Genomic DNA, 18,996 nt, shown 5'->3' with positions numbered 1-18,996 from the left:
TGGACGGGTGGATACGCAGCAGTGGCTCTGGATCGCGGCGGCGGCATGCGCCGTCCTGCTCGTGCTCGTCGTCGTGCTGATCGTCGGGATGGCCAGGGGGCGCTCCGGCGCGCGCCGTCGGATCGCGGAGCTCGAGGTCGCGAGCGCGACCCGCGTGGCCGAGCGCGACCGCAGCCACGAGGAGGAGGTGTCGTCGCTCGCCGACGCCCACCGTGTGCAGGTCGCCGAGATCTCCGAGGAGCGCGACCGCGAGATCGCCCGCATGCAGGGCGCCATGGCGGATGCCCGCGCCTCCGCACGCGCGAGCCGCGAGGAGATCGCGAAGGGCCTGCGCTACGAGGCGATCTCGCGCCGCCTCATCCTGCAGGCGTGCGCACGGCTCGGCCTGGAGGGCGAGCTGCTCACGAACATCGTCTTCGAGCCCGCCGACGCGCAGGACACGCGGCGGTTCGTCGCGCAGGTCGACCACGTGCTGCTGACCAACGCGGGGCGCGTCGTCATCGAGCACAAGCGCTGGCAGGGCGTGGTCTTCGACGGCGTGCTCCCCTCCACGGTGCATCCCGCGCTGGGGCACCTCGTCGACGAGGAGGCGCTCGTCGACGAGCGCGGGCAGACGCGCAGCTTCGCCGTGCAGCTCGTGCGCGACCCCGCCACGCCGCAGCTCGTCACGGTACGCACGAAGCTCGGGGCCGCGTCTCCCAGCCAGCAGGCCCGCGAACAGGCCAGGCGCCTGTCGGCGTTCGTCGCGCAGGAGACCGGCCGTTCGCTGTGGTTCGACACGGTCGTTTTCTACTCGCACCCCGACGCCGACCCGCACGTGCGGGTGATCGACGGCGCGCACGGCGGCGCCCGCACGCGCGTCGCGGCGAGCGAGGGCGAGCTCGACGACGCGCTGCGCGCGCTGACCGAGCGACGGGGCGGCGCGGAGGTGCGCGCCGAGAACGACGCCGTCCGCGAGGCGCTCCTCGCGCTCGGCGCGGACGCCGCCCGTTTCGGGGGCTGATCAGCCCGGGACGTGCGTGCGCGTCCAGGCGTCGATCGCCGCGCGCTCGGTCTGCATGAAGGCGTTCACGACGTCGGCGTCCGCGAGGTCGTGGGCGATCGGACGGCCGTCGACGGCCGTCACGGACTGCACGAACGAGGCGCCCATCATCCACACCCGGTCTGCCGACAGCAATCTCTCGACGGCGACGTCCTCGTAGCCGATCTCGAGCCCGGAGAGGGCAGCCCAGGCGAACAGCTCGATCTGCGTCGTGCCGTGCAGGATGCCGATGCGGGGATGCGGCGTGACGACGCGGTCGCCCTCGCGGAGCGCCACGGACGCCTGCGGGCCCTCGAGCACGTAGCCGTCGCGGGTGACGAAAACCGCGTTCTGCGCGCCCCTGCGCTCGAACTCGCGCCGCGCGGCCATGTTCGTCGCGTACGAGAGCGTCTTCGCGCCGAGGAGCAGCCACGGGGCGCGCTGCGCGGAGTCGCGCAGCAGCTCGCGCTCGAGCGTCGCGATCGCGATCTCGGGCGCCTTGCGGCCGAACGCGGGGTCGACGATCGCGAAGACCGTCGGCGCGGTCGGCACCGAAACGGCCGACAGGGAGGCGTCGGCGCCGCGCGTGATGACGAGCTTCAGGTGGGCGTGGGCGGTCGGCCCCATGAGTCGGATGGCCGCGTGCACGAACGCCTCCACGGCCGGCAGGTTCGGCGCTGGCAGGTCGAGGGCGGCGGCGGACTGCGCGAGCCGCCGCACGTGCAGGTGCCACGCGAGCGGCACGTCGTCGACGATCGTCGTCGCCTCGAAGACGCCGTCGCCGCGCAGCAGCCCCAGGTCGAAGACGGGGACGGCGGCCGAGGCGGGCTCGACGGGGCGGATGTCGGGCTCGCCCCGGAACCCGGGGTCGAGCAGCTGGTCGGCGCGGCCGAAGAACACCCCGAAGTCGGTCATGCAGCGAGGCTAGCGCGGCGCCGGCCAGACGCCGCTCGCGCCGCGGCGGTGGCTGCCGACGAGGTGCGTGTCGACGATGCCGACGGCCTCCATGAGCGCGAACATCGTCGTCGGCCCGACGAAGCGGAAGCCGCGCTTCTTGAGGGCCTTCGACAGCGCGACCGACTGCTCGGAGGTCGTGGGGATGTCGGCGAATGCGCGGGGCTCCGGCGTCTGCGGCGGCCGGTGCGCCCAGACGAGGTCGGCGAGCCCGCCCTCCTCGCGGAGGGCGACCGTGGCGCGCGCGTTGCCGATCGTGGCGAGGATCTTCGCCCGGTTGCGGACGATCGCGGCGTCGCCCAGCAGCCGTTCGACGTCGGCCTCGTCGAACGCGGCGACCACGTCGGGATCGAACCCCGCGAAGGCGGCGCGGAACCCCGGCCGCTTCCGCAGGATGATCGCCCACGACAGCCCCGACTGGAAGGCCTCCAGGCTCAGCCGCTCGAACAGGCCCCTCTCGTCGCGGACGGGCATCCCCCACTCCGTGTCGTAGTAGGCCCGCAGCAGCTCGTCGCCCGCCGCCCAGCGCGGACGGGCGAGCCCGTCCGCGCCGACGACGAGATCGCTCACGCGCCCTCCTCGACGGGCTCGCCGGACGGCTGCTCGTCGTCGAGGTCGACCACGGCGTGCTCGAACTGCGAGCGGTAGAGCCGCCAGTAGGCGCCCTCTCGGCGGATGAGCTCGTCGTGCGTGCCCTGTTCGACGATGTCGCCGTGCTCCATCACGAGGATGAGGTCGGCGTCGCGGATGGTCGACAGGCGGTGCGCGATGACGAACGACGTGCGCCCCTCGCGGAGAGCGGCCATGGCGTGCTGCAGCAGCAGCTCGGTGCGGGTGTCGACCGAGCTCGTGGCCTCGTCGAGGATGAGCACGCTCGGCCGCCGGACGAACGCGCGCGCGATCGTGATGAGCTGGCGCTCCCCCGCCGAGACGTTCGCGGCGTCCTCGTCGAGCACGGTGTCGTAGCCGTCGGGGAGGGAGTGCACGAAGCGGTCGACGTAGGTGGCCTTGGCCGCCGCGACGATCTCGTCGTCGGTCGCCGATTCCCGGCCGTACCGGATGTTGTCGCGGATCGTGCCGGCGAACAGCCACGGATCCTGCAGCACCATGCCGGTGCGCGATCGGACGTCGGCGCGGGTGAGGTCGGCGATGTCCTGCCCGTCGAGCAGGATGGCGCCGCCGTCGAGCTCGTAGAACCGCATCACGAGGTTGACGAGGGTCGTCTTCCCGGCGCCCGTCGGCCCCACGATGGCGACCGTCTGCCCCGGTTCGACGCGGAACGACAGGTCACGGATGAGCGGCTTGTCCGGCGTGTACGAGAACGCGACGTTCCGGAACTCGATGACGCCGCGGCCATCCGGCACGGCGGGGGCGTCGTCGTCGTCGGGCTCCTGCTCATCCTGGTCGAGCAGGTCGAAGACGCGCTCGGCCGACGCCGTTCCCGACTGGACGACGGGCAGCATGCCGCCGAGCTCCGTCAGCGGCTGGGTGAACTGCTGCGAGTACTGCACGAACGCCTGCACGTCGCCGATGCGCAGCTGTCCGCTCGCGACCATGACGCCGCCCAGCACGGCGATGCCGACGTAGGTGAGCGAGCCGATGAACTGCATGCTCGGCATCATGATCCCGGAGAGGAACTGCGCCTTGAAGGCGGCCTGGTAGAGCTCCTCGTTCTCGTCCTGGAACGCCTCGCTCATGGCCTTCTCGCGACCGAAGACCTTCACGAGCGCGTGGCCGGAGAACGACTCCTCGACGCGGGCGTTGAGACGGCCGACCTTGCGCCACTGCGTCTGGAACGCCTTCTGCGACTGCGGGCCGATGCCGAGCATGACGAACGCGATGAGCGGCAGCGCCACGAGGGCGACGAGCGCGAGCTGCCACGAGATCGAGAACATCATGATGAGCACGCCGACCACCGTGAGGAGCGAGGTGAGCGCCCCCGACAGCGACTGCTGCAGCGTCTGCGTCATGTTGTCGATGTCGTTCGTCACGCGCGAGATGAGCTCGCCGCGCTGCACCTTGTCGAAGTACGCCAGCGGCAGCCGGTTGATCTTCTGCTCCACCTGCTCCCGCAGGCGGAACATGGTGCGGACCATGATGACGTTGATGACGTAGCCCTGGATCCACTGCAGGACCGAGGAGGCGACGTAGATCGCGAGCGCCCAGGCGATGACGACGCGGAGGGCGTCGAAGTCGACCCCCGCCCCGATCTCGAACCGCGACATCGCGCCCACGACGTTCGCGAGGTCGGACTGCCCGGCGGCCTGCAGCGCCGCGACGACCTCGTCCTGCGACGTGCCGGACGGGAACTGCCCCGCGAGGGTCAGCGACAGCACCCCCTCGAAGACGATGTTCGTCGCCTCGCCGAGCACCTTGGGGGCGATGACGGCGAGGACGACCCCGATCGCCCCCAGCAGCGACACGAGGCCGAACACCCAGGCGTGCGGGCGAAGCAGCCCGATGAACCGGCCGAAGCTCTTCCCGAAGTCGGCCGCCTTGCCGGGCGCGACCGAGTCCCAGTCGCCGGAGGACTGCCGCGCCTGCTCTGCCAGCTCGAGCTCGCGCTGCTCGTCGAGCTCGGCCTGCGTCTGCTTCTCGCTCATGCCTCGACTCCCAGCTGCGACTGCACGATCTCGCGGTAGGTGGTGCTGGAGGCGAGCAGCTCGTCGTGCGTGCCCGCGCCGACCATCCGGCCGTCGTCGAGCACGACGATGCGGTCGGCGTCGGTGATCGTCGAGACGCGCTGCGCGACGACGATCTTCGTGACGTGGGGGAGCTCGCGCCAGAGCGCCTGCCGGAGGCGCGCGTCGGTCGTGAGGTCGAGCGCCGAGAACGAGTCGTCGAACACGAGGATGTCGGGCTCGTGCACGATGGCGCGCGCGATCGAGAGACGCTGGCGCTGGCCGCCCGAGACGTTCGTGCCGCCCTGCGCGATGCGCGCGTCGAGACCGCCGGACATCTCGGCGACGAAGTCCTTCGCCTGCGCGATCTCGAGCGCCTTCCAGAGCTCCTCGTCGGTGGCGTCCTCGCGGCCGAACCGGAGGTTGCTCGCGACGGTGCCGTTGAAGAGGAACGGACGTTGCGGGACGAGGCCGATGCCGCTCCACAGCCGGTCGAGGTCGGCCGAGCGCACGTCGACGCCCTGCACCTGGACCTCGCCCGCCGTCGCGTCGAACAGGCGCGGGATGAGCGAGACGAGCGTCGTCTTGCCGGCGCCCGTCGAGCCGATGACCGCGACCGTCTCGCCGGGCTCGGCGTGGAAGCTGATGCCCTCGAGCACGGGCGACTGCGCACCCGGGTAGGTGAAGGCGACGTTGTGGAACCGCACGGCCCCGCGACGCGGGAACTCCGTCACCGGCTTGTCGGGGCGGTGGAGGGCCGTCTCGCTGTCGAGGACCTCGCCGACGCGGTCGGCGGAGACGGCGGCGCGCGGGATCATGATCGTCATGAAGCTCGCCATCATGACGCCGCCGAGGATCTGGCCGACGTACTGCATGAAGGCGAAGAGCGTGCCGATCTGGGTCTCGCCGTCGTTCACCTGGATGCCGCCGAACCAGACCACGGCGACGATCGTGACGTTGAGCACGAGCATGACGAGCGGGAACAACAGGACGAAGAGCGACCCGACCTTGCGCCCGACGACCATGATGTCGGCGTTGGCGGCGCGGAAGCGCTCCTCCTCGATCGCCTCGCGGACGAAGGCCCGCACGACGCGCACGCCCGTGAGCTGCTCGCGCATGACGCGGTTCACGCCGTCGAGCTTCTTCTGATACGCGCGGAAGAGCGGGACCATCCGCCCGATGATGAGCGCGGCGACGATGAGCAGGGTCGGGATGGAGACGGCGAGGATCCAGCTCAGGCCGACGTCCTGGCGGAGGGCCATGATGATGCCGCCGATCGCGAGCATGGGCGCCTGCACGAGCATCGTGGCGCTCATCATCGACACCATCTGGATCTGCTGCACGTCGTTCGTGTTGCGCGTGATGAGCGACCCGGCTCCGAACTGCGACACCTCGCGCTCGGAGAAGCCGCTCACCTTCGCGAAGACGTCGCGGCGGATGTCGCGCCCCGCGCTCATGGCGGCGCGCGCCGCGCAGAACGTCGCAACGATGGAGGCGAGGATCTGGCCGAGCGACACGGCGAGCATGAACAGGCCCGTGCGCACGATGTAGCCGGTGTCGCCGGCGGCGACGCCCTCGTCGATGATGTCGGCGTTGAGCGTGGGGAGGTACAGCGCCGCGAGCGCGGAGCCGAGCTGGAAGACGAGGACGCCGACCAGCAGCCATCGGTATCGCCCGAGGTAGCGGATGAGCAGCTTGAGAAGCACCAGGAAAGGATGCCACCGACCGCGGACAATCTCATCCCCCCGCGGAGGGAGATCCGCCGACGGGAGCGGGATGCGGCGTCAGAGCGCGATGGGGATGCGCGTCGTGAGGAGGCCGGCGTCGGCGAGGAAGCGCTCGAGCGCGATCGTCGCGACACCCGTCGCGACCGAGCTGGTCCCCACGTCCGACACGACGATCTCGAGCCCCTGGGCCGACCCGCCGGGAGACTGCGAGAGCAGCCGCTCGCGCGTCGCGGGCAGCAGGTGCTCGCCGAGCCGCCACACGGTCCACCCCGTCAGGGTGACGATCTCGGGGTTCACGACGGCCACGAGGTCGGCGAGCGCCGAGCCGAGGTAGTACGCCGTGCGGTCGATCGCCTCGGAGACGGCCGCGTCGCCCTCGTCGGCCCTCTCGGCCATCCCGATGATGAAGTCGCGCTGCAGGTCGAGCGCGAGGAGCGCGTGCTCGGGGTCGATCTCGCGCAGCGTCTGCTGGATGCCGGGGACGCCCACGTACGCCTCCACGCAGCCGTCGCGGCCGCACCGGCAGCGGCGCCCGTCGAGCACGAGCAGCGAGTGCCCCCACTCCCCCGCCGAGTTCGTCGCCCCGCGCAGGATGCTGCCCTCGAGCACGATCCCCGCTCCGACGCCCGTCCCGAGGTTCACGGTCACGAGGCTCGTGTGCGAGCGGCCGCGGCCGAGCCACAGCTCCGCCGTCGCGATGACCTTGAGCGGGTTGTCGACGACGAGCGGCAGCCCGACGCGCTCGCGCAGCCGGTCGAGCTCGACCGTGTGCCATGACCAGTTCGGCACGACGACAGAGACGCCCGCATCGCCCTGCACGAGACCGGGGAGCGCGACGCCGACGCCGAGCACGGCACCGCGCGAGACGCGCTCCTGGGCGAGCAGCCGGTCGATGGCCCGCCCGATGGCGTCGACGACCGAGTCGGGATCGAGGTCGTGCTCGTCGCGCGCGAGCTCGACGGCGGCGAGCTGGGCGAGAGCGGTGTCGAACAGCACGGCGCGCACATAGGTCTCCGCCACGTCCACGCCGACGACTCGGCCGCGCTCGGCGCTCATGGCGATCGTCGCCGTGGGGCGGCCGATCCGCCCCGCCGTCGTCTTCGTCTCGACGAGGATGCCCTCGGCGATGAGCTCGCCGACGACGGTCGCGACGGTCGCGGCGCTCAGCCCCGTCGAGGCGGCGACCGCGCCGCGCGTCGTCTCGCCGGCCGACAGCACGGCATGGAGGACGTCGAGCCGGGACTCGCTGCGGATGTCGCGCGAGGTGCGTCTGGCCACCACCATGCTCACTCCCGACCCCGCTGCGGACCCGACCAGTATGTCACCACGCCACCTCGACGTCGTCGAGGCCGGGGGCCGAGAGCACCACCCGCCCCGGCCCGTCCGCGCGCACGAACACGGCGAGGCGGCCATCGAGCGTCCGGCGGGAGACCGCGCTGTACGGCGTCGGGTCGGCGAGGTCGCCGTTCTCGAGCCCGACGAGCCGGCCGCCGTCGACGCGCGCCGCGACCATCCGCTCGCCGCGCGCGGGACCGCCGGACCCGTCGCGCAGCGTCACCTCGATCTGGTGGACGCCGTCGAGGCCGACGCCCGCCGCGCGGCACGCCGCCGCGACGTCGTCGGGCGCGCGCCACACGGCGGCGTCGAGGCGCACGGCGTCGCCGCGCGCCCGCAGCTCATCGCGGGCGACGACATCGCCGTCCGCGAGCGTCTCGAGGACGATCGGCTCGCCGGGCTCGACGACCGCCGTCCAGTACCCCTCCTCGTCGTCGCGTCGCAGCGGCACATCCGCGCCGCCGCGCGTGAGCCGCGGCTCCCCGTTCGAGAAGCACAGCACCTCGTGCGGCCCCTCGCCCTCCCACGCGCGCGACACGGGATGCGTCCAGAACGTCGTCTGCTCTCCCGGCGCGTGCGGCCGCGCGGCGAGCGCCGCCACCGGCTCGTCGGCCCACCAGCTGCGCCGCAGCGCCGCCGTGGGCTTCTCGAAGCCCGCGAGGGTGAGGAGCCCCGCCCCCGATCCGTGCACGGGCCACCCGTGCGCCTCGCCCAGGTAGTCGATCCCCGTCCAGAGGAACTGCCCGGCGACGAACGCGTCGTCGACGACGGCCCGCCACTGGCGGTATCCGTGGCCGTTCTCGCTGCCGAGCAGGGGGAGCCGCGGGAAGCGCTCGTGATCGTCGCGGTAGAGATGCTCCTTGTAGTTGTAGCCCGCCACGTCGATCGCGTCGAGGAGCCCCGTGCGGCTGGAGAGCTCGGGGAACGCCGCCGCCAGGGTGACGGGGCGCGTGGGGTCCTCGTCGCGCGCGATGCCGGCGAGCCGGCGGGCGATGGTCGAGAGCCGTCGGATGTCGGGGCGGGTGGCGTCGTAGACCCGCTCGGCGACGGGCTTCGCCGCGTCGTTGTTGCCCGTCATCTCGTCGAACAGCGGGCTCGCATAGGGGTCGTTCGGGTAGTCGATCTCGTTGCCGATGCTCCACGCGATGACGGACGGATGGCCGCGATGCGCCGCGATCATGGCGCGCAGGTCGTCCTCGTGCGTCTGCGGGAAGTGCTCCGCCGCGCCCTCGTGCCGCGGCGGGTAGACGTTGTGTCCCTGCCACCACTTGTTCTTCGGGTTCTCCCACTCGTCGAACGCCTCGTCGACGACGAGCATCCCCAGCACGTCGCACAGGGCGTACAGCTCCTGCGCGTGCGGGTTGTGGGCCATCCGCACGGCGTTCGCCCCGAGGCGCCGCAGGGTGAGGAGGCGCCGCAGCCAGACCGCGGCGGGCACGGCGGTCCCGAACGGGCCGGCGTCCTCGTGCAGGCACACGCCGCGGAGGGTCGTCGGCACGCCGCAGAGCGAGAACCCGGCATCGGCGTGGAAGCGGAGGGTGCGGATGCCGACGATCTCCTCGTACCGCGCCGTCTCGCCGTCCGCCGGCGTCAGCGTCGTCTCGAGCGCGTGCAGGCTCGGGGCGCTCTCCGACCACAGCGCGGGATCCGGCACGTCCGCCTCGAACACGACCTCGGTCGGCGTTCCCGGGCGGATGGCCGTCGTCGCCTCTCCGAGGTCGACGACGCGGCCGTCGCGGAGCGACCTCAGCGTCGAGCGGACGGCGACGTCGGCCTCGACGTCGCCCTCGACCGTGTGCGCGATCCGCACGCGCGCCGTCCGGTCGTCGGCGGCGAGCGTCGCGAACGCGGTGCCGCGATGGCGCAGGCGCACGGCGCCGTGCAGCTGCAGCTCCGCCCCGCGGGTGAGGCCGGAGCCGTTGTACCAGCGCGAGTCGGAGATGTCGGAGTGGTCGACGCGCACGGCCACGACGAGGTCGGGCACGGCGGCGTAGGCCGCGATCTCGCTCAGGTCGAACGAGAACTCGGCGTGACCCGACGCGCGCCCGCCGAGGTGGTAGCCGTTCACCCACACGCGCGCGTTCTTGTAGACCCCGTGGAACACGAGGCGCAGGTGCGAGGCCTCCGGGAACGGCACGCGGGCGCGGTACCAGCCGACCCCGCCGGGGAGGTAGCCGGTGCCGCTCGAGTGCTCCTCGGCGAACGGCTGCTCGATGCTCCAGTCGTGCGGCACCTCGACACGGCGCCAGGCGGCGTCGTCGAACCCCGCCTTCCACGCGTCGGGTTCGTCGCCGGGATGGAAGGCCCAGGTGGCGAGGTCGATCGCGCGCACCGGTCAGCCCTCGCTCGCGTAGCGGCCGAAGACGCGCGCGAGCACCCCGCCGTTCACGACGGCGACGCCGCCGAATCCGACGAGGAGCCACAGCATGCCGTAGCCCGTGGCCTGCGGGGCGAACACCGTGACCGCGACGGCGAGCGCGATGACGACGAGCATCGTGAGGGTGGCGAGCGGATGGCGCATCGAGATGAGTCGCGAGAGGCGCAGCACGTCGCGCGTCGACCCCTCGAAGCGCGCCAGGTAGGGGAAGACGTAGAGCGCCCACGACGCGAACGCGAAGGCGACGACGTACCAGAGCGCGAACAGGGCGAGCTCGACGAGCGCGGGCGCGCCGAACGCCGGGATGACGGCGTACCACGCGGCGAGCGCCGCGACGACGAGCGCGTGCAGGAGGAGCACGACGGTGCCCTGCCGCAGGTTCTGCCGGAACGAGCGCAGGTAGTCGCCGGATGTCGACTCGCTCTCGCCCGCCGCGAGGCGCATGGCCGTGAAGTGGAGCGCCGTGAGCGAGGCGCCCAGGGTGACGACGGGGAGCGAGGTCGCGACGAACAGCAGGTTGAGGATCATGACGTCGGCGATGCGGGTGAGTCCGCGCATGAGCGCGGAGTCGGCGGCGAAGATGCTGTTCACCGCTCCTCCTTCTCTGGATGGGGCTCCCGGCGGTCCGCGCGCGGACCGCCGGGAGCCGTGCGGCTACTGCTGGGACCAGGCGTCGAGGTCGGCCTGGATCGACGCGAGCGCGTCTTCGTAGCCGGCGTCGAGCAGCTTCTGCCGCATCTCGTCGATGGCGGCCTCCGGGTCGTCGAACTTGCCGTACTGCAGCTGCGGGATGTACTCCGACAGCACGGCGCCCATGGCGGCGAGGGTCGGGTCGATGGCGTCCTTGTTCACGCGCAGGGTGGAGTACGGGTAGTCCTCGGCGACGGCGTCGAGGGCGTCGTAGATCTCCTGCTTGTTCTCCGCGTCGGTCACCTTCGGGAGCTCGTACTCGTCCATCCGGCCGGCCCAGAAGTTCGAGCCGAGCGAGTCGGTGGACGAGTCGTAGCCCTCCGGGTAGTCGAGCTCGCCCTCGTCCGTGACGATGTAGTCGGTGCCCTCGATGCCGTAGTTGAGGAGGCGGTAGTCCTCCTCGTCGTTGCGGATGAGGTCGTAGACCTCGAGCGCCTTCTCGGGGTTCGACGACGTCGCGCTCACGGCCATGGCGCCGTGGGTGAGGATGTCGCGGTAGATGTTGCCGTTCTCCTGGCCCCAGTAGAAGAACCTGGGGTCGGAGCCGGGCTGCTTCGCCTCCATGTTGTCGACGATCTGGCCGATGAACGTCTGCGTATGGTGCTGGTCGGTGCCCGACAGACCGGCGTAGAACTCCTCTCGGGTGTCGCCGTCGTAGTTCGTGGCGTCCTCGCGCCAGACGCCCAGCTCGTTCCACTCCTGGGCGAGTTCGGCGGCCTCGAGCAGCTCGTCGCCCTCCATGTACCAGGAGGTGACGGTCTCGGGATCGGACGCCGACGTCTGGAACGGCATGTAGTTGCCGGCGCTGAGTCCCTGCAGCGTGACGAAGTCGGTGTGTCCCTGCAGGTAGCCCGTCAGCGCCGCCTCGCCGTTGCTCGCCCCCGCGACGTCCCACGGGTAGGCCTCCGGCTTGTTCTCCTTGATCCACGCGAAGTAGGTCGTGAAGTCCTCGAACGACGTGATCTCGCCGTTCGCGAAGCCGGCCTCCGTCGCCCAGTCGCCGCGGTAGAAGAACCCGTGGTTCGTCCACTGCGTGAAGTTGTCCTCGGGGATGAAGTAGATCTGCCCGTCGTCGAGCTTCGTCAGATCCCAGTGCCCGTCCGCATCGACCTGCGCCCAGGTCTCGGGCGCGTACTCCTGCAGCATCTCCTCGGACAGCGGCAGGAACGCCCCCTTCTCGGCGTTCTCCCATGCGAACAGCCAGTCGGTCGCCGTCGTGATGAGGTCGACGTTGGTGTCGCCGGAGAGCAGCTGCACGTTGTACTGGGTCTGCCAGTCGGCCCACTCGACGTAGTAGAGGTCGAGGGTCGCGTTGGCCTGCTCGACGAGGCGCTCGTTGAGCTTCTCGAGCATCGCCTCGAGCCGTCCGTTGGTGGGCTTGTCGCCCAGCACGAGCATCGTGATCTCGGTCGGCTCGCCGCCGTCGCCGGCGTCGCCCGACCCGGAGGCGGTGCAGCCCGCCAGCATCCCGACGGCGGTTCCGACGGCGAGCAGTCCTGCTCCCGCCCTGATCGTGGTCCTGCGCATGTGAGACTCCTTCGGCTCATTCCTGGGTGGGGGTTCGGGGGTGCGGCGGCGGTCAGCCCTTGACGGCGCCGACGGTGATGCCGCTCACGAAGTACTTCTGAACGAACGGGTAGACGAAGAGGATGGGCGCCGTCGCCAGCACGGCGCTCGCCATCTTGAGGGTGTTGCTCGGCAGGTCGGTGATGCTGACGTTGTCGCCCGCGACGGAGTTGCGCAGGGCGTTCGCCGTGTTGATGACGTTGTAGAGGTAGTACTGGAGCGGTTTGAACTCGACGGTGCTGCCGAGGTAGAGCGAGGACAGGTACCACTCGTTCCAGTAGCCGAGGGCGAGGAAGAGGCCGATCGTCGCGAGCGCCGGCTTCATCATGGGGAGCGTCAGCTGGGCGAAGATGCGGAAGTCGCCCGCGCCGTCGACCTTGCCCGATTCGACGATCTCGTAGGGCACCGTGCGCATGAAGTTCTTCATGAGGATGATGAGCCACGGCGTCATGAGCAGCTGCAGGAAGACCGCGAGGTAGCTGCCGCGGAGCCCCAGATCGCGGCCGACCCAGAGGAAGGTCGGCGCGAGGCCGGCCGAGAACAGCGTCGTGAAGTAGATGAAGAACGAGATGACGTTGCGGTAGCGGAAGTCCTTGCGGTACAGCGCGAAGCCGGTCATGGAGATGATGAACAGGCCGATCGCCGTGCCGGCGAGCGTCATGATGATCGTCACGGCGTACGACCCGAGGATCTGCCGCGGCGACCGGAAGATGAACTCGTAGGCGGTGAGCGTGAACCCCTTCGGCAGCAGGCCGAAGCCCGTGCGCATGATCTCGGACTCGCTCGAGAACGACGCCGAGACGATGAGGACGAACGGCAGCGCGCAGAAGAGCGAGAACAGGGTGATCGTGACGTACGACACCGTTTTCAGCGCGATGTCGCCGCGGGAGAGCCGGATGGTGCGCGGACGCCTCGCCGGTCCGCGTCGGCGGCCCTTCTGCCCCTTCGTCGTGATGACCTCGGTGACGGTGGCGGGCAGGAGCAGGTCAGAAGATGGCATAGTCCTTGTTGATCCTTCGCACGACCCAGTTCGCCGTCATGACGAGGGCGAATCCGAACAGGGACTGGTAGAGGCCGACGGCCGTCGACGTCGTGAAGTTGTTCTGCGACATGACCATCCGGTAGACGGAGGTCTCGATGATGTCGGTCGTCGAGAACAGCGCGGCGTTGTTGCCGACGAGGTTCCAGAACAGGCCGAAGTTGCCGTTCATGATGCCGCCGAGCGAGAACAGCAGCAGGATGATGAACGTCGGCTTCAGGCTCGGCAGGATGACGTAGCGGATGCGCTGCCACGCCGACGCGCCGTCGATCGCCGCCGCCTCGAAGAGCGTCCTGTCGATGCCCATGATCGCGGCGAAGTACACGATCGACCCGTACCCCGTGCTCTGCCACAGGTGGACGAGGATGATGATGAGCGGCCAGGCCCCTGCCGTGCTGTAGATCTTGATCGGGTCGCCGCCGGTCGCCTCGATGAGCGCGTTGAGGGCGCCGGTGTCGTAGTTCAGGAGGTTGAACGCGATGACGCCGATGAGCACGACCGAGATGAAGTACGGCAGGAACATCACGGTCTGGGTGATCTTCTTGAAGTACTTCCGGCTGATCTCGCTCAGCATGATCGCGAGGGCGATCTGCAGGATGTTCCCGAGCACGATGAACGCGACGTTGTAGAGGATCGTGTTCCGCGTCAGGAGCCACAGCTGGCCCGACTTGATGAGGAACTCGAAGTTCTGGAACCCCACGAACGGGCTCCCGAAGATGCCGTCGCGATAGTTGAAGTTCGTGAACGCGATCCAGATGCCCGGCAGCGGCGCATAGCTGAAGATCGCGAAGAACACGATCGCCGGGATGCACATGAGGATGAGCGTCCGGCTGTGCCAGAGCTCCTTCAGCGCACGACGGGGTCGTCGTCTCTCGCCCGTGATGGACATGCCCCTGCCTCTCTGCAGTGCCGCGGGGCGACGGTGCCCTCACGGTCATCGGGGTTAAAACTAACCGTCGATGAAACTGCGTCGAGACTAGCGCCGCGTCCGCATCGGGCGCAAGACCCGATTCCGCGGACGCAGCGCGATCACTCCTCGAGCTGCCCGAGCAGCAGGCCCTCGGCGAACCGTGCGGTGCGCAGCGGCGCCTCTTCGAGCTCGAGCACGACGAGCGTGTTCGCGCCCGCGCGCGTGAGCGGGCGGGGAACGTAGAGGGTGCGCTGCGGGCCCGTCGACCAGTACCGCCCGAGCAGCGCGCCGTTCACGAAGGCGTAGCCTCTCCCCCATCCGCTCGTGTCCAGGAACAGGTCGGCCGGAGCCGCGAGGTCGAACTCGCCGCGCAGGGCGCTCCCCGCAGGTCCCGGCTGCTCGCCGCGCGAGACCGCGGCCCCGGCCGACGCGACGTCGACCGGCGTCGCCGACCAGCCGGCGATCACGTGCCCGCCGATCGCGGGCAGACCGATGAGCCCCTTCTCCTCGCCGATGCGCGGGCCGTAGTTCACCCGCCCCTGCTCCTCCACGAGCACCTCGAGCCGCCTGCCGGGCGGAAGCGCCAGTGCGCGCTCGTGCAGCGTGCGCGAGAGCCGCCCGACGGGCGCACCGTCGATGCGCACCCACGCGGTGTCGCGGACCTCGTCGAACGCCAGGAGCGCCGTCTCGTCATGGGCCGCGAGCTCGGCGGAGTACGACACGAGCGCGCTCGTGTGGCCGAGGGCGTCGAAGGTCGCGGGGGCGGGGTCGGCGCCGCCGGGGACATGGCCCGGGAGCCATCCGCCCGCCCTGGCCAGCGGCACATCGAATGCCGGCGCGGGCGACGCGGGCGGCGGCACCTCGTCGGGCACGGGGGCGTATCGGGAGATGACCTCGCGGAACGCGTGGAACTTCTCCGTCGGATCCCCCGCCTCGTCGAGCGGCGCGTCGTAGTCGTACGACGTCGTGATGGGCAGGTAGCGGCCCTTGTCGTTGGCGCCGCTCGTGAGGTCGGCGTTCGTGCCGCCGTGCACCATGTAGATGTTGACGGACGCCCCTGCGGACAGCAGCGCGTCGAGCGATGCGGCGGCGTCTGCGGCGCTCGTCGTATGGTGCACGCCGCCCCACCAGTCGAACCAGCCGTCCCAGAACTCCGAGCACATGAGCGGGCCCGTCGGCTGGTGCGCACGCAGGGTCGCGAGGCGCTCCTCCACGCGGGAGCCGAACGACCCCGTTCGGTGCAGTCCGGGCAGGGAGCCCGCCGCGAGCATCGCCGGCTCCGGCTGGTCGACGGTCGTGAGGGGCACGACGACGCCGGCGTCGCGCGTGATGCGCACGAGCTCCGCGAGGTACTCGGCGTCGTCTCCGTACGCGCCGTACTCGTTCTCGATCTGCACGAGGACGACGTTGCCGCCCCGGTCGATCTGCCGGGGCACGACGATGTCGTAGACGTGGCGGAGGTAGCGCTCGATCTCCGTGAGGTACTGCGGCTCGCTGCGGCGCACCCCGATGCCCGGCGTGCTCGTGAGCCAGGCGGGGAGCCCGCCGTTGGTCCACTCCGCGCAGATGTACGGCCCCGGCCGCACGATGGCGTGCATGCCCTCTGCCGCGACGAGGTCGAGGAACCTCCCGAGGTCGGTTCCCCCGGATGCGCCCCACTCCCCGCGCCTCGGCTCGTGCGCGTTCCACGCCACGTACGTCTCGATCGTGTTGAGTCCCATGAGCCGCGCCTTGCGGAGGCGATCGGCCCACAGGTCGGGATGGACGCGGAAGTAGTGCAGGGCTCCGGCGATGATGCGGTGCGGGGCGCCGTCGAGCAGGAAGTCCTGCTCTCCGATGCGGAAGTCGGCCATCCGATGTCCTCTCCGTCGAGCGTCGGAAGCTCATTGTTCTGAGGGTCAGAGTAACCGTTGTCATCATCAGCCGCAGGTCCGCGCCGCGTACCCCGTCGTGACCGACGTGCCATTCGCCGTCGCCGTCAGCTCGCCCGCCGGCGCCGACGTCGCCTTGACGGGGAACGCGGCGGAGGCCGAGCCTCCTGCCGCGACGGGCAGGGTCTTCACGCCGTAGGGGGTCTCCACGCGCACCGTGGTCGCGTCGCCCCCCGAGTTGCGCACCGTCGCCATGACCTGCACCTTGTGTCCGGCGCACCGCGTCGACACCGCAGGCACGACGTCGGCCGTCGCGCCTGCGACCCCCAGCACGGGGATCTTGAGGTACGACCCCGGGGTCGAGAACGTGATCCGCACGGCAGACGCGAGCACCGGCTCGAAGGAGATCGCGGTCGGGCGCCCGTTGGCCGCCGCCGCGACGGCCTGGGCCGTCGTGGCGTGCCACGTGCCCTCCGCGTCGCGGTACTCGACGCCGACGCTCGCGATGGTGCCCTCGATGTTCGTGAAGCCGACCCGGTCGACGACGTGCGCCTCGGCCGGCTCGACCGTGAACGTCGCCTGATCCTGCTTCGCGGCCGCCCACGTCGACCAGCTCGTCGATGCGCTGCCGTCGCAGGCGTTCTCGGCCGGCATGGTCGCGTACTGCGCCTGGTGGAAGCTCGCCGACACGCTCGTGCCCTCGGCCGCGCACAGCTCGGTCGGGCCCTCTGCGCCCCACAGCTGCACCTCCGAGATCGACTGCCACGTGTTGGTCGCGGTCGCGAGGTCGACCCGGATGCCGCTCGTGGCCGGCAGCGACGACACATCGAGCGTCGCCACGGGTGCCGACGCCGAGGCGTCCTGCACGAGGTCGACGCTCGCGTCGGCCGTCACCCAGGCACCCGTCGCGTCGAGGTACTGGGCCGACACGGTCGACGGCCAGGTGGCGCCCGCGCCGTCCTTGTAGGTGTGCACGACGATCTCGTCGACGTCCTGCGCGAGGGGCCAGGAGAAGGAGAGCCAGCTCGCCTTCGGATAGACGCCGCCCGAGAGCCAGTCGTCCCACCCCTTGCCCTTCACGTTGCCGTCGACGACGGTCGCGGCGAGGTCGGCGCGACTCGATGCCGAGACGGCCGCGTCGGGGGCGAGGTTCACGACGCCCGGCGTGGCGACCTCGATCGTCCGCGTGAAGGTGCGACCCGCCGTGAATCCCGCGTCGGCGGCGAGCGTCCCCGTGATCGACTGCGAGCCGCGCTCCGCGAACGACGTCGCGCTCCAGGTCACCGCGACCTCGGTCGTCGTACCGCCGGCCTCGACGGGCACGGTCGCGGGCAGGGCGGCGGAGAAGTCCTCCCCCGGCTCGACGGTGTCGGGCAGGCCGTCGTCCACGACGCTCCAGATCTCCGTGCCTCGACCCTTGTCGTCCCAGTACGACGCGTCCCAGCCGTCGGCCCAGCGCGCCGGATCCTCCGTGGCGGGGTTGCGCATCTGGGCGCGGCCGTCCTCGCCGATCGTGATCGGCAGCCACACGTAGGTGGAGTCCGCGGCGCCCGAGTTCCACCGGTCGCCCATGTAGACGAAGCGGCCGCCGCCGAGGTCGAGCACGTTCGTCGACTGCGAGCCGAACGTCGTCCTCCGGGTGTCGCCGACCGACAGCAGGCCGTCGCCGCCCTCGGGGATGGCGTTGTAGGCGACGTTCTCGTTCGCGTCGCCCGTCTCGACGCCGCGGATCCACGACCCCAGGATGGTGTCGGCGGTGTAGTACGTCTGCGGGTTCGGCGCCCAGCCGGTCGCCCCCGACGCGACCGCGTAGTACTTCCCGCCGTGCTGGAAGAGCGCGGGTGCCTCGAGCATGCCGCACTCCTTCACGATCTGGAAGTCCTCGCCGCGCACGGGCGCCTCGGCGCTGCCGTCGGCGAACAGGTATGGGAAGCGGCCGTCCTCGGAGTACTGGTGGGCGGAGGCCATGTCGACGTCGGTCGTGTGCGTGACGTTCGTGTACGACGCGTCGAGCTCGGCGATGTAGAGCGAGCGGTTCTCCTCCGACGAGTACGCGATGTAGGCCGTGCCGTCCTCGTCCTGGAACACCGTCATGTCGCGGGCCTGGCCGGGGACGGCGGCCGAGATGCACGCCTTGTAGTCGGTGCGGTTCGGCATCCGGTAGGCGCCCGTGAGCCGGAAGGGGCCCGTGGGGCTGTCCGACACCGCCACGGCCGCCATCGACCGCGCGTACATGCTGCCGCCGGGGGTCGTCTGCCCGTCGGAGTGCCACCACAGCACCCACTGCCCCGTGCTGTCGTTGTAGAGGGCCTTCGGCCGCTCGAAGATCGCGGTGTGGTCCGCCGCATCGCTCGTGTTCAGGTGGTAGTTCAGCTCGTCGATGCGCTCCGTGCGCGGCTGGCCGGCGTCATCGACCGTGTCGTACAGGGCGTCGAAGTAGTCGGACTCGAGGTCGGCGGCGGTCTGGACCCCCCGCATCACGACTCCCTCGTCCGTCCAGTTGAGCGTGTCGTACGACTTGTACGCGTGCACGCCCGGGCTGCCGTAGTAGCCGTTGGTGCGGTCCTCGCCGTACCAGTAGTAGACCGTGCGCCCCTCCTCGGAGCCCGTGACGACGTCGCCGCCCTCGACGCCGAGCTCCTCGGCCGTCACCACCTGGCCGCCGTGCGCCTGGATGTGCGCGCCCTGGTCGTCGAACCAGTACGGCTGGAAGTAGCCCGCTGCGCTCGCGCCCGGATCCTGCACGGCCGGGTACGACGTGTAGGTCGTCGGGTCGCCGACGGGCACCGCCGCCTGCGCCGACGCGACCGTCGACAGGGTCAGCGCGGCGACGAGGCAGACCCCGGCCGCGACGTTCTTCATGCTCTTCACATCACTCCCTCGTG

13 protein-coding genes are annotated in these 18,996 nt (G+C 70.7%); 1 reads left to right on the top strand and 12 read right to left on the bottom strand.

The window, feature by feature from the left end:
* Positions 1–7: 7 nt before the first annotated feature.
* Positions 8–1,003, top strand: coding sequence for a nuclease-related domain-containing protein (locus ACWGPF_RS05430; protein WP_452331853.1), 996 nt, complete (start codon positions 8–10; stop codon positions 1,001–1,003).
* Here ACWGPF_RS05430 and ACWGPF_RS05425 read toward each other — a convergent pair whose 3' ends face one another.
* From ACWGPF_RS05425 to ACWGPF_RS05370, 12 genes are all read right to left on the bottom strand, one after another.
* Positions 1,004–1,936 carry an aminotransferase class IV gene (locus tag ACWGPF_RS05425; RefSeq protein ID WP_452331852.1) on the bottom strand — a complete coding sequence of 311 codons (933 nt, stop codon included), beginning with the start codon at positions 1,934–1,936 and terminating at the stop codon, positions 1,004–1,006.
* Between the two features lie 9 nt (positions 1,937–1,945).
* Positions 1,946–2,545 carry a DNA-3-methyladenine glycosylase I gene (locus tag ACWGPF_RS05420; RefSeq protein WP_452331851.1) on the bottom strand — a complete coding sequence of 200 codons (600 nt, stop codon included), beginning with the start codon at positions 2,543–2,545 and terminating at the stop codon, positions 1,946–1,948.
* Positions 2,542–4,578, bottom strand: a complete 2,037-nt coding sequence (locus tag ACWGPF_RS05415; RefSeq protein WP_452331850.1) for an ABC transporter ATP-binding protein — start codon at positions 4,576–4,578, stop codon at positions 2,542–2,544. The genes ACWGPF_RS05420 and ACWGPF_RS05415 overlap by 4 nt, the downstream gene beginning before the upstream one ends.
* Positions 4,575–6,302, bottom strand: coding sequence for an ABC transporter ATP-binding protein (locus ACWGPF_RS05410; RefSeq protein WP_452331849.1), 1,728 nt, complete (start codon positions 6,300–6,302; stop codon positions 4,575–4,577). Before ACWGPF_RS05410 ends, ACWGPF_RS05415 begins: the two co-directional genes overlap by 4 nt.
* Before the next feature lie 78 nt (positions 6,303–6,380).
* Positions 6,381–7,607, bottom strand: coding sequence for an ROK family protein (locus ACWGPF_RS05405; protein ID WP_452331848.1), 1,227 nt, complete (start codon positions 7,605–7,607; stop codon positions 6,381–6,383).
* Positions 7,608–7,644: 37 nt separating this feature from the next.
* The gene (locus ACWGPF_RS05400; RefSeq protein WP_452331847.1) at positions 7,645–9,990 is read right to left on the bottom strand and encodes a glycoside hydrolase family 2 TIM barrel-domain containing protein; all 2,346 of its coding nucleotides are present in this window, start codon (positions 9,988–9,990) and stop codon (positions 7,645–7,647) included.
* 3 nt (positions 9,991–9,993) lie between these two features.
* Entirely contained in the window at positions 9,994–10,626 is a 633-nt protein-coding gene (locus tag ACWGPF_RS05395; RefSeq protein ID WP_452331846.1) for a YesL family protein, read from the bottom strand.
* A gap of 63 nt (positions 10,627–10,689) precedes the next feature.
* A complete protein-coding gene (locus ACWGPF_RS05390; protein WP_345441282.1) occupies positions 10,690–12,252 on the bottom strand; it encodes an extracellular solute-binding protein in 1,563 nt (520 codons plus the stop codon).
* A 52-nt stretch (positions 12,253–12,304) separates the two neighbouring features.
* Positions 12,305–13,291: a carbohydrate ABC transporter permease gene (locus ACWGPF_RS05385; protein WP_345441279.1), complete on the bottom strand. Its 987-nt coding sequence runs from the start codon at positions 13,289–13,291 to the stop codon at positions 12,305–12,307.
* Positions 13,278–14,219, bottom strand: coding sequence for an ABC transporter permease (locus ACWGPF_RS05380; protein ID WP_452331845.1), 942 nt, complete (start codon positions 14,217–14,219; stop codon positions 13,278–13,280). Before ACWGPF_RS05380 ends, ACWGPF_RS05385 begins: the two co-directional genes overlap by 14 nt.
* Positions 14,220–14,359: 140 nt before the next feature.
* Complete coding sequence (locus ACWGPF_RS05375; protein ID WP_452331844.1) at positions 14,360–16,093, bottom strand: glycoside hydrolase family 35 protein; 1,734 nt, start codon at positions 16,091–16,093, stop codon at positions 14,360–14,362.
* A 66-nt stretch (positions 16,094–16,159) separates the two neighbouring features.
* Positions 16,160–18,973 (bottom strand): discoidin domain-containing protein, encoded by a 2,814-nt coding sequence (locus ACWGPF_RS05370; RefSeq protein WP_452331843.1) that lies wholly within the window; start codon positions 18,971–18,973, stop codon positions 16,160–16,162.
* Positions 18,974–18,996: the final 23 nt, after the last annotated feature.

This window comes from Microbacterium sp. NPDC055683 (genome assembly GCF_053617895.1).
This window is presented reverse-complemented; position numbering and strand designations above follow the sequence as displayed.

Bases quoted from the DNA above. Each gene is read 5' to 3' on its own strand.
- ACWGPF_RS05425 (WP_452331852.1), bottom strand. From the start codon at position 1,936: ATGACCGACTTCGGGGTGTTCTTCGGCCGCGCCGACCAGCTGCTCGAC.
- ACWGPF_RS05415 (WP_452331850.1), bottom strand. From the start codon at position 4,578: ATGAGCGAGAAGCAGACGCAGGCCGAGCTCGACGAGCAGCGCGAGCTC.
- ACWGPF_RS05405 (WP_452331848.1), bottom strand. From the start codon at position 7,607: ATGGTGGTGGCCAGACGCACCTCGCGCGACATCCGCAGCGAGTCCCGG.
- ACWGPF_RS05390 (WP_345441282.1), bottom strand. From the start codon at position 12,252: ATGCGCAGGACCACGATCAGGGCGGGAGCAGGACTGCTCGCCGTCGGA.
- ACWGPF_RS05385 (WP_345441279.1), bottom strand. From the start codon at position 13,291: ATGCCATCTTCTGACCTGCTCCTGCCCGCCACCGTCACCGAGGTCATC.
- ACWGPF_RS05380 (WP_452331845.1), bottom strand. From the start codon at position 14,219: ATGTCCATCACGGGCGAGAGACGACGACCCCGTCGTGCGCTGAAGGAG.
- ACWGPF_RS05375 (WP_452331844.1), bottom strand. From the start codon at position 16,093: ATGGCCGACTTCCGCATCGGAGAGCAGGACTTCCTGCTCGACGGCGCC.
- ACWGPF_RS05370 (WP_452331843.1), bottom strand. From the start codon at position 18,973: ATGAAGAACGTCGCGGCCGGGGTCTGCCTCGTCGCCGCGCTGACCCTG.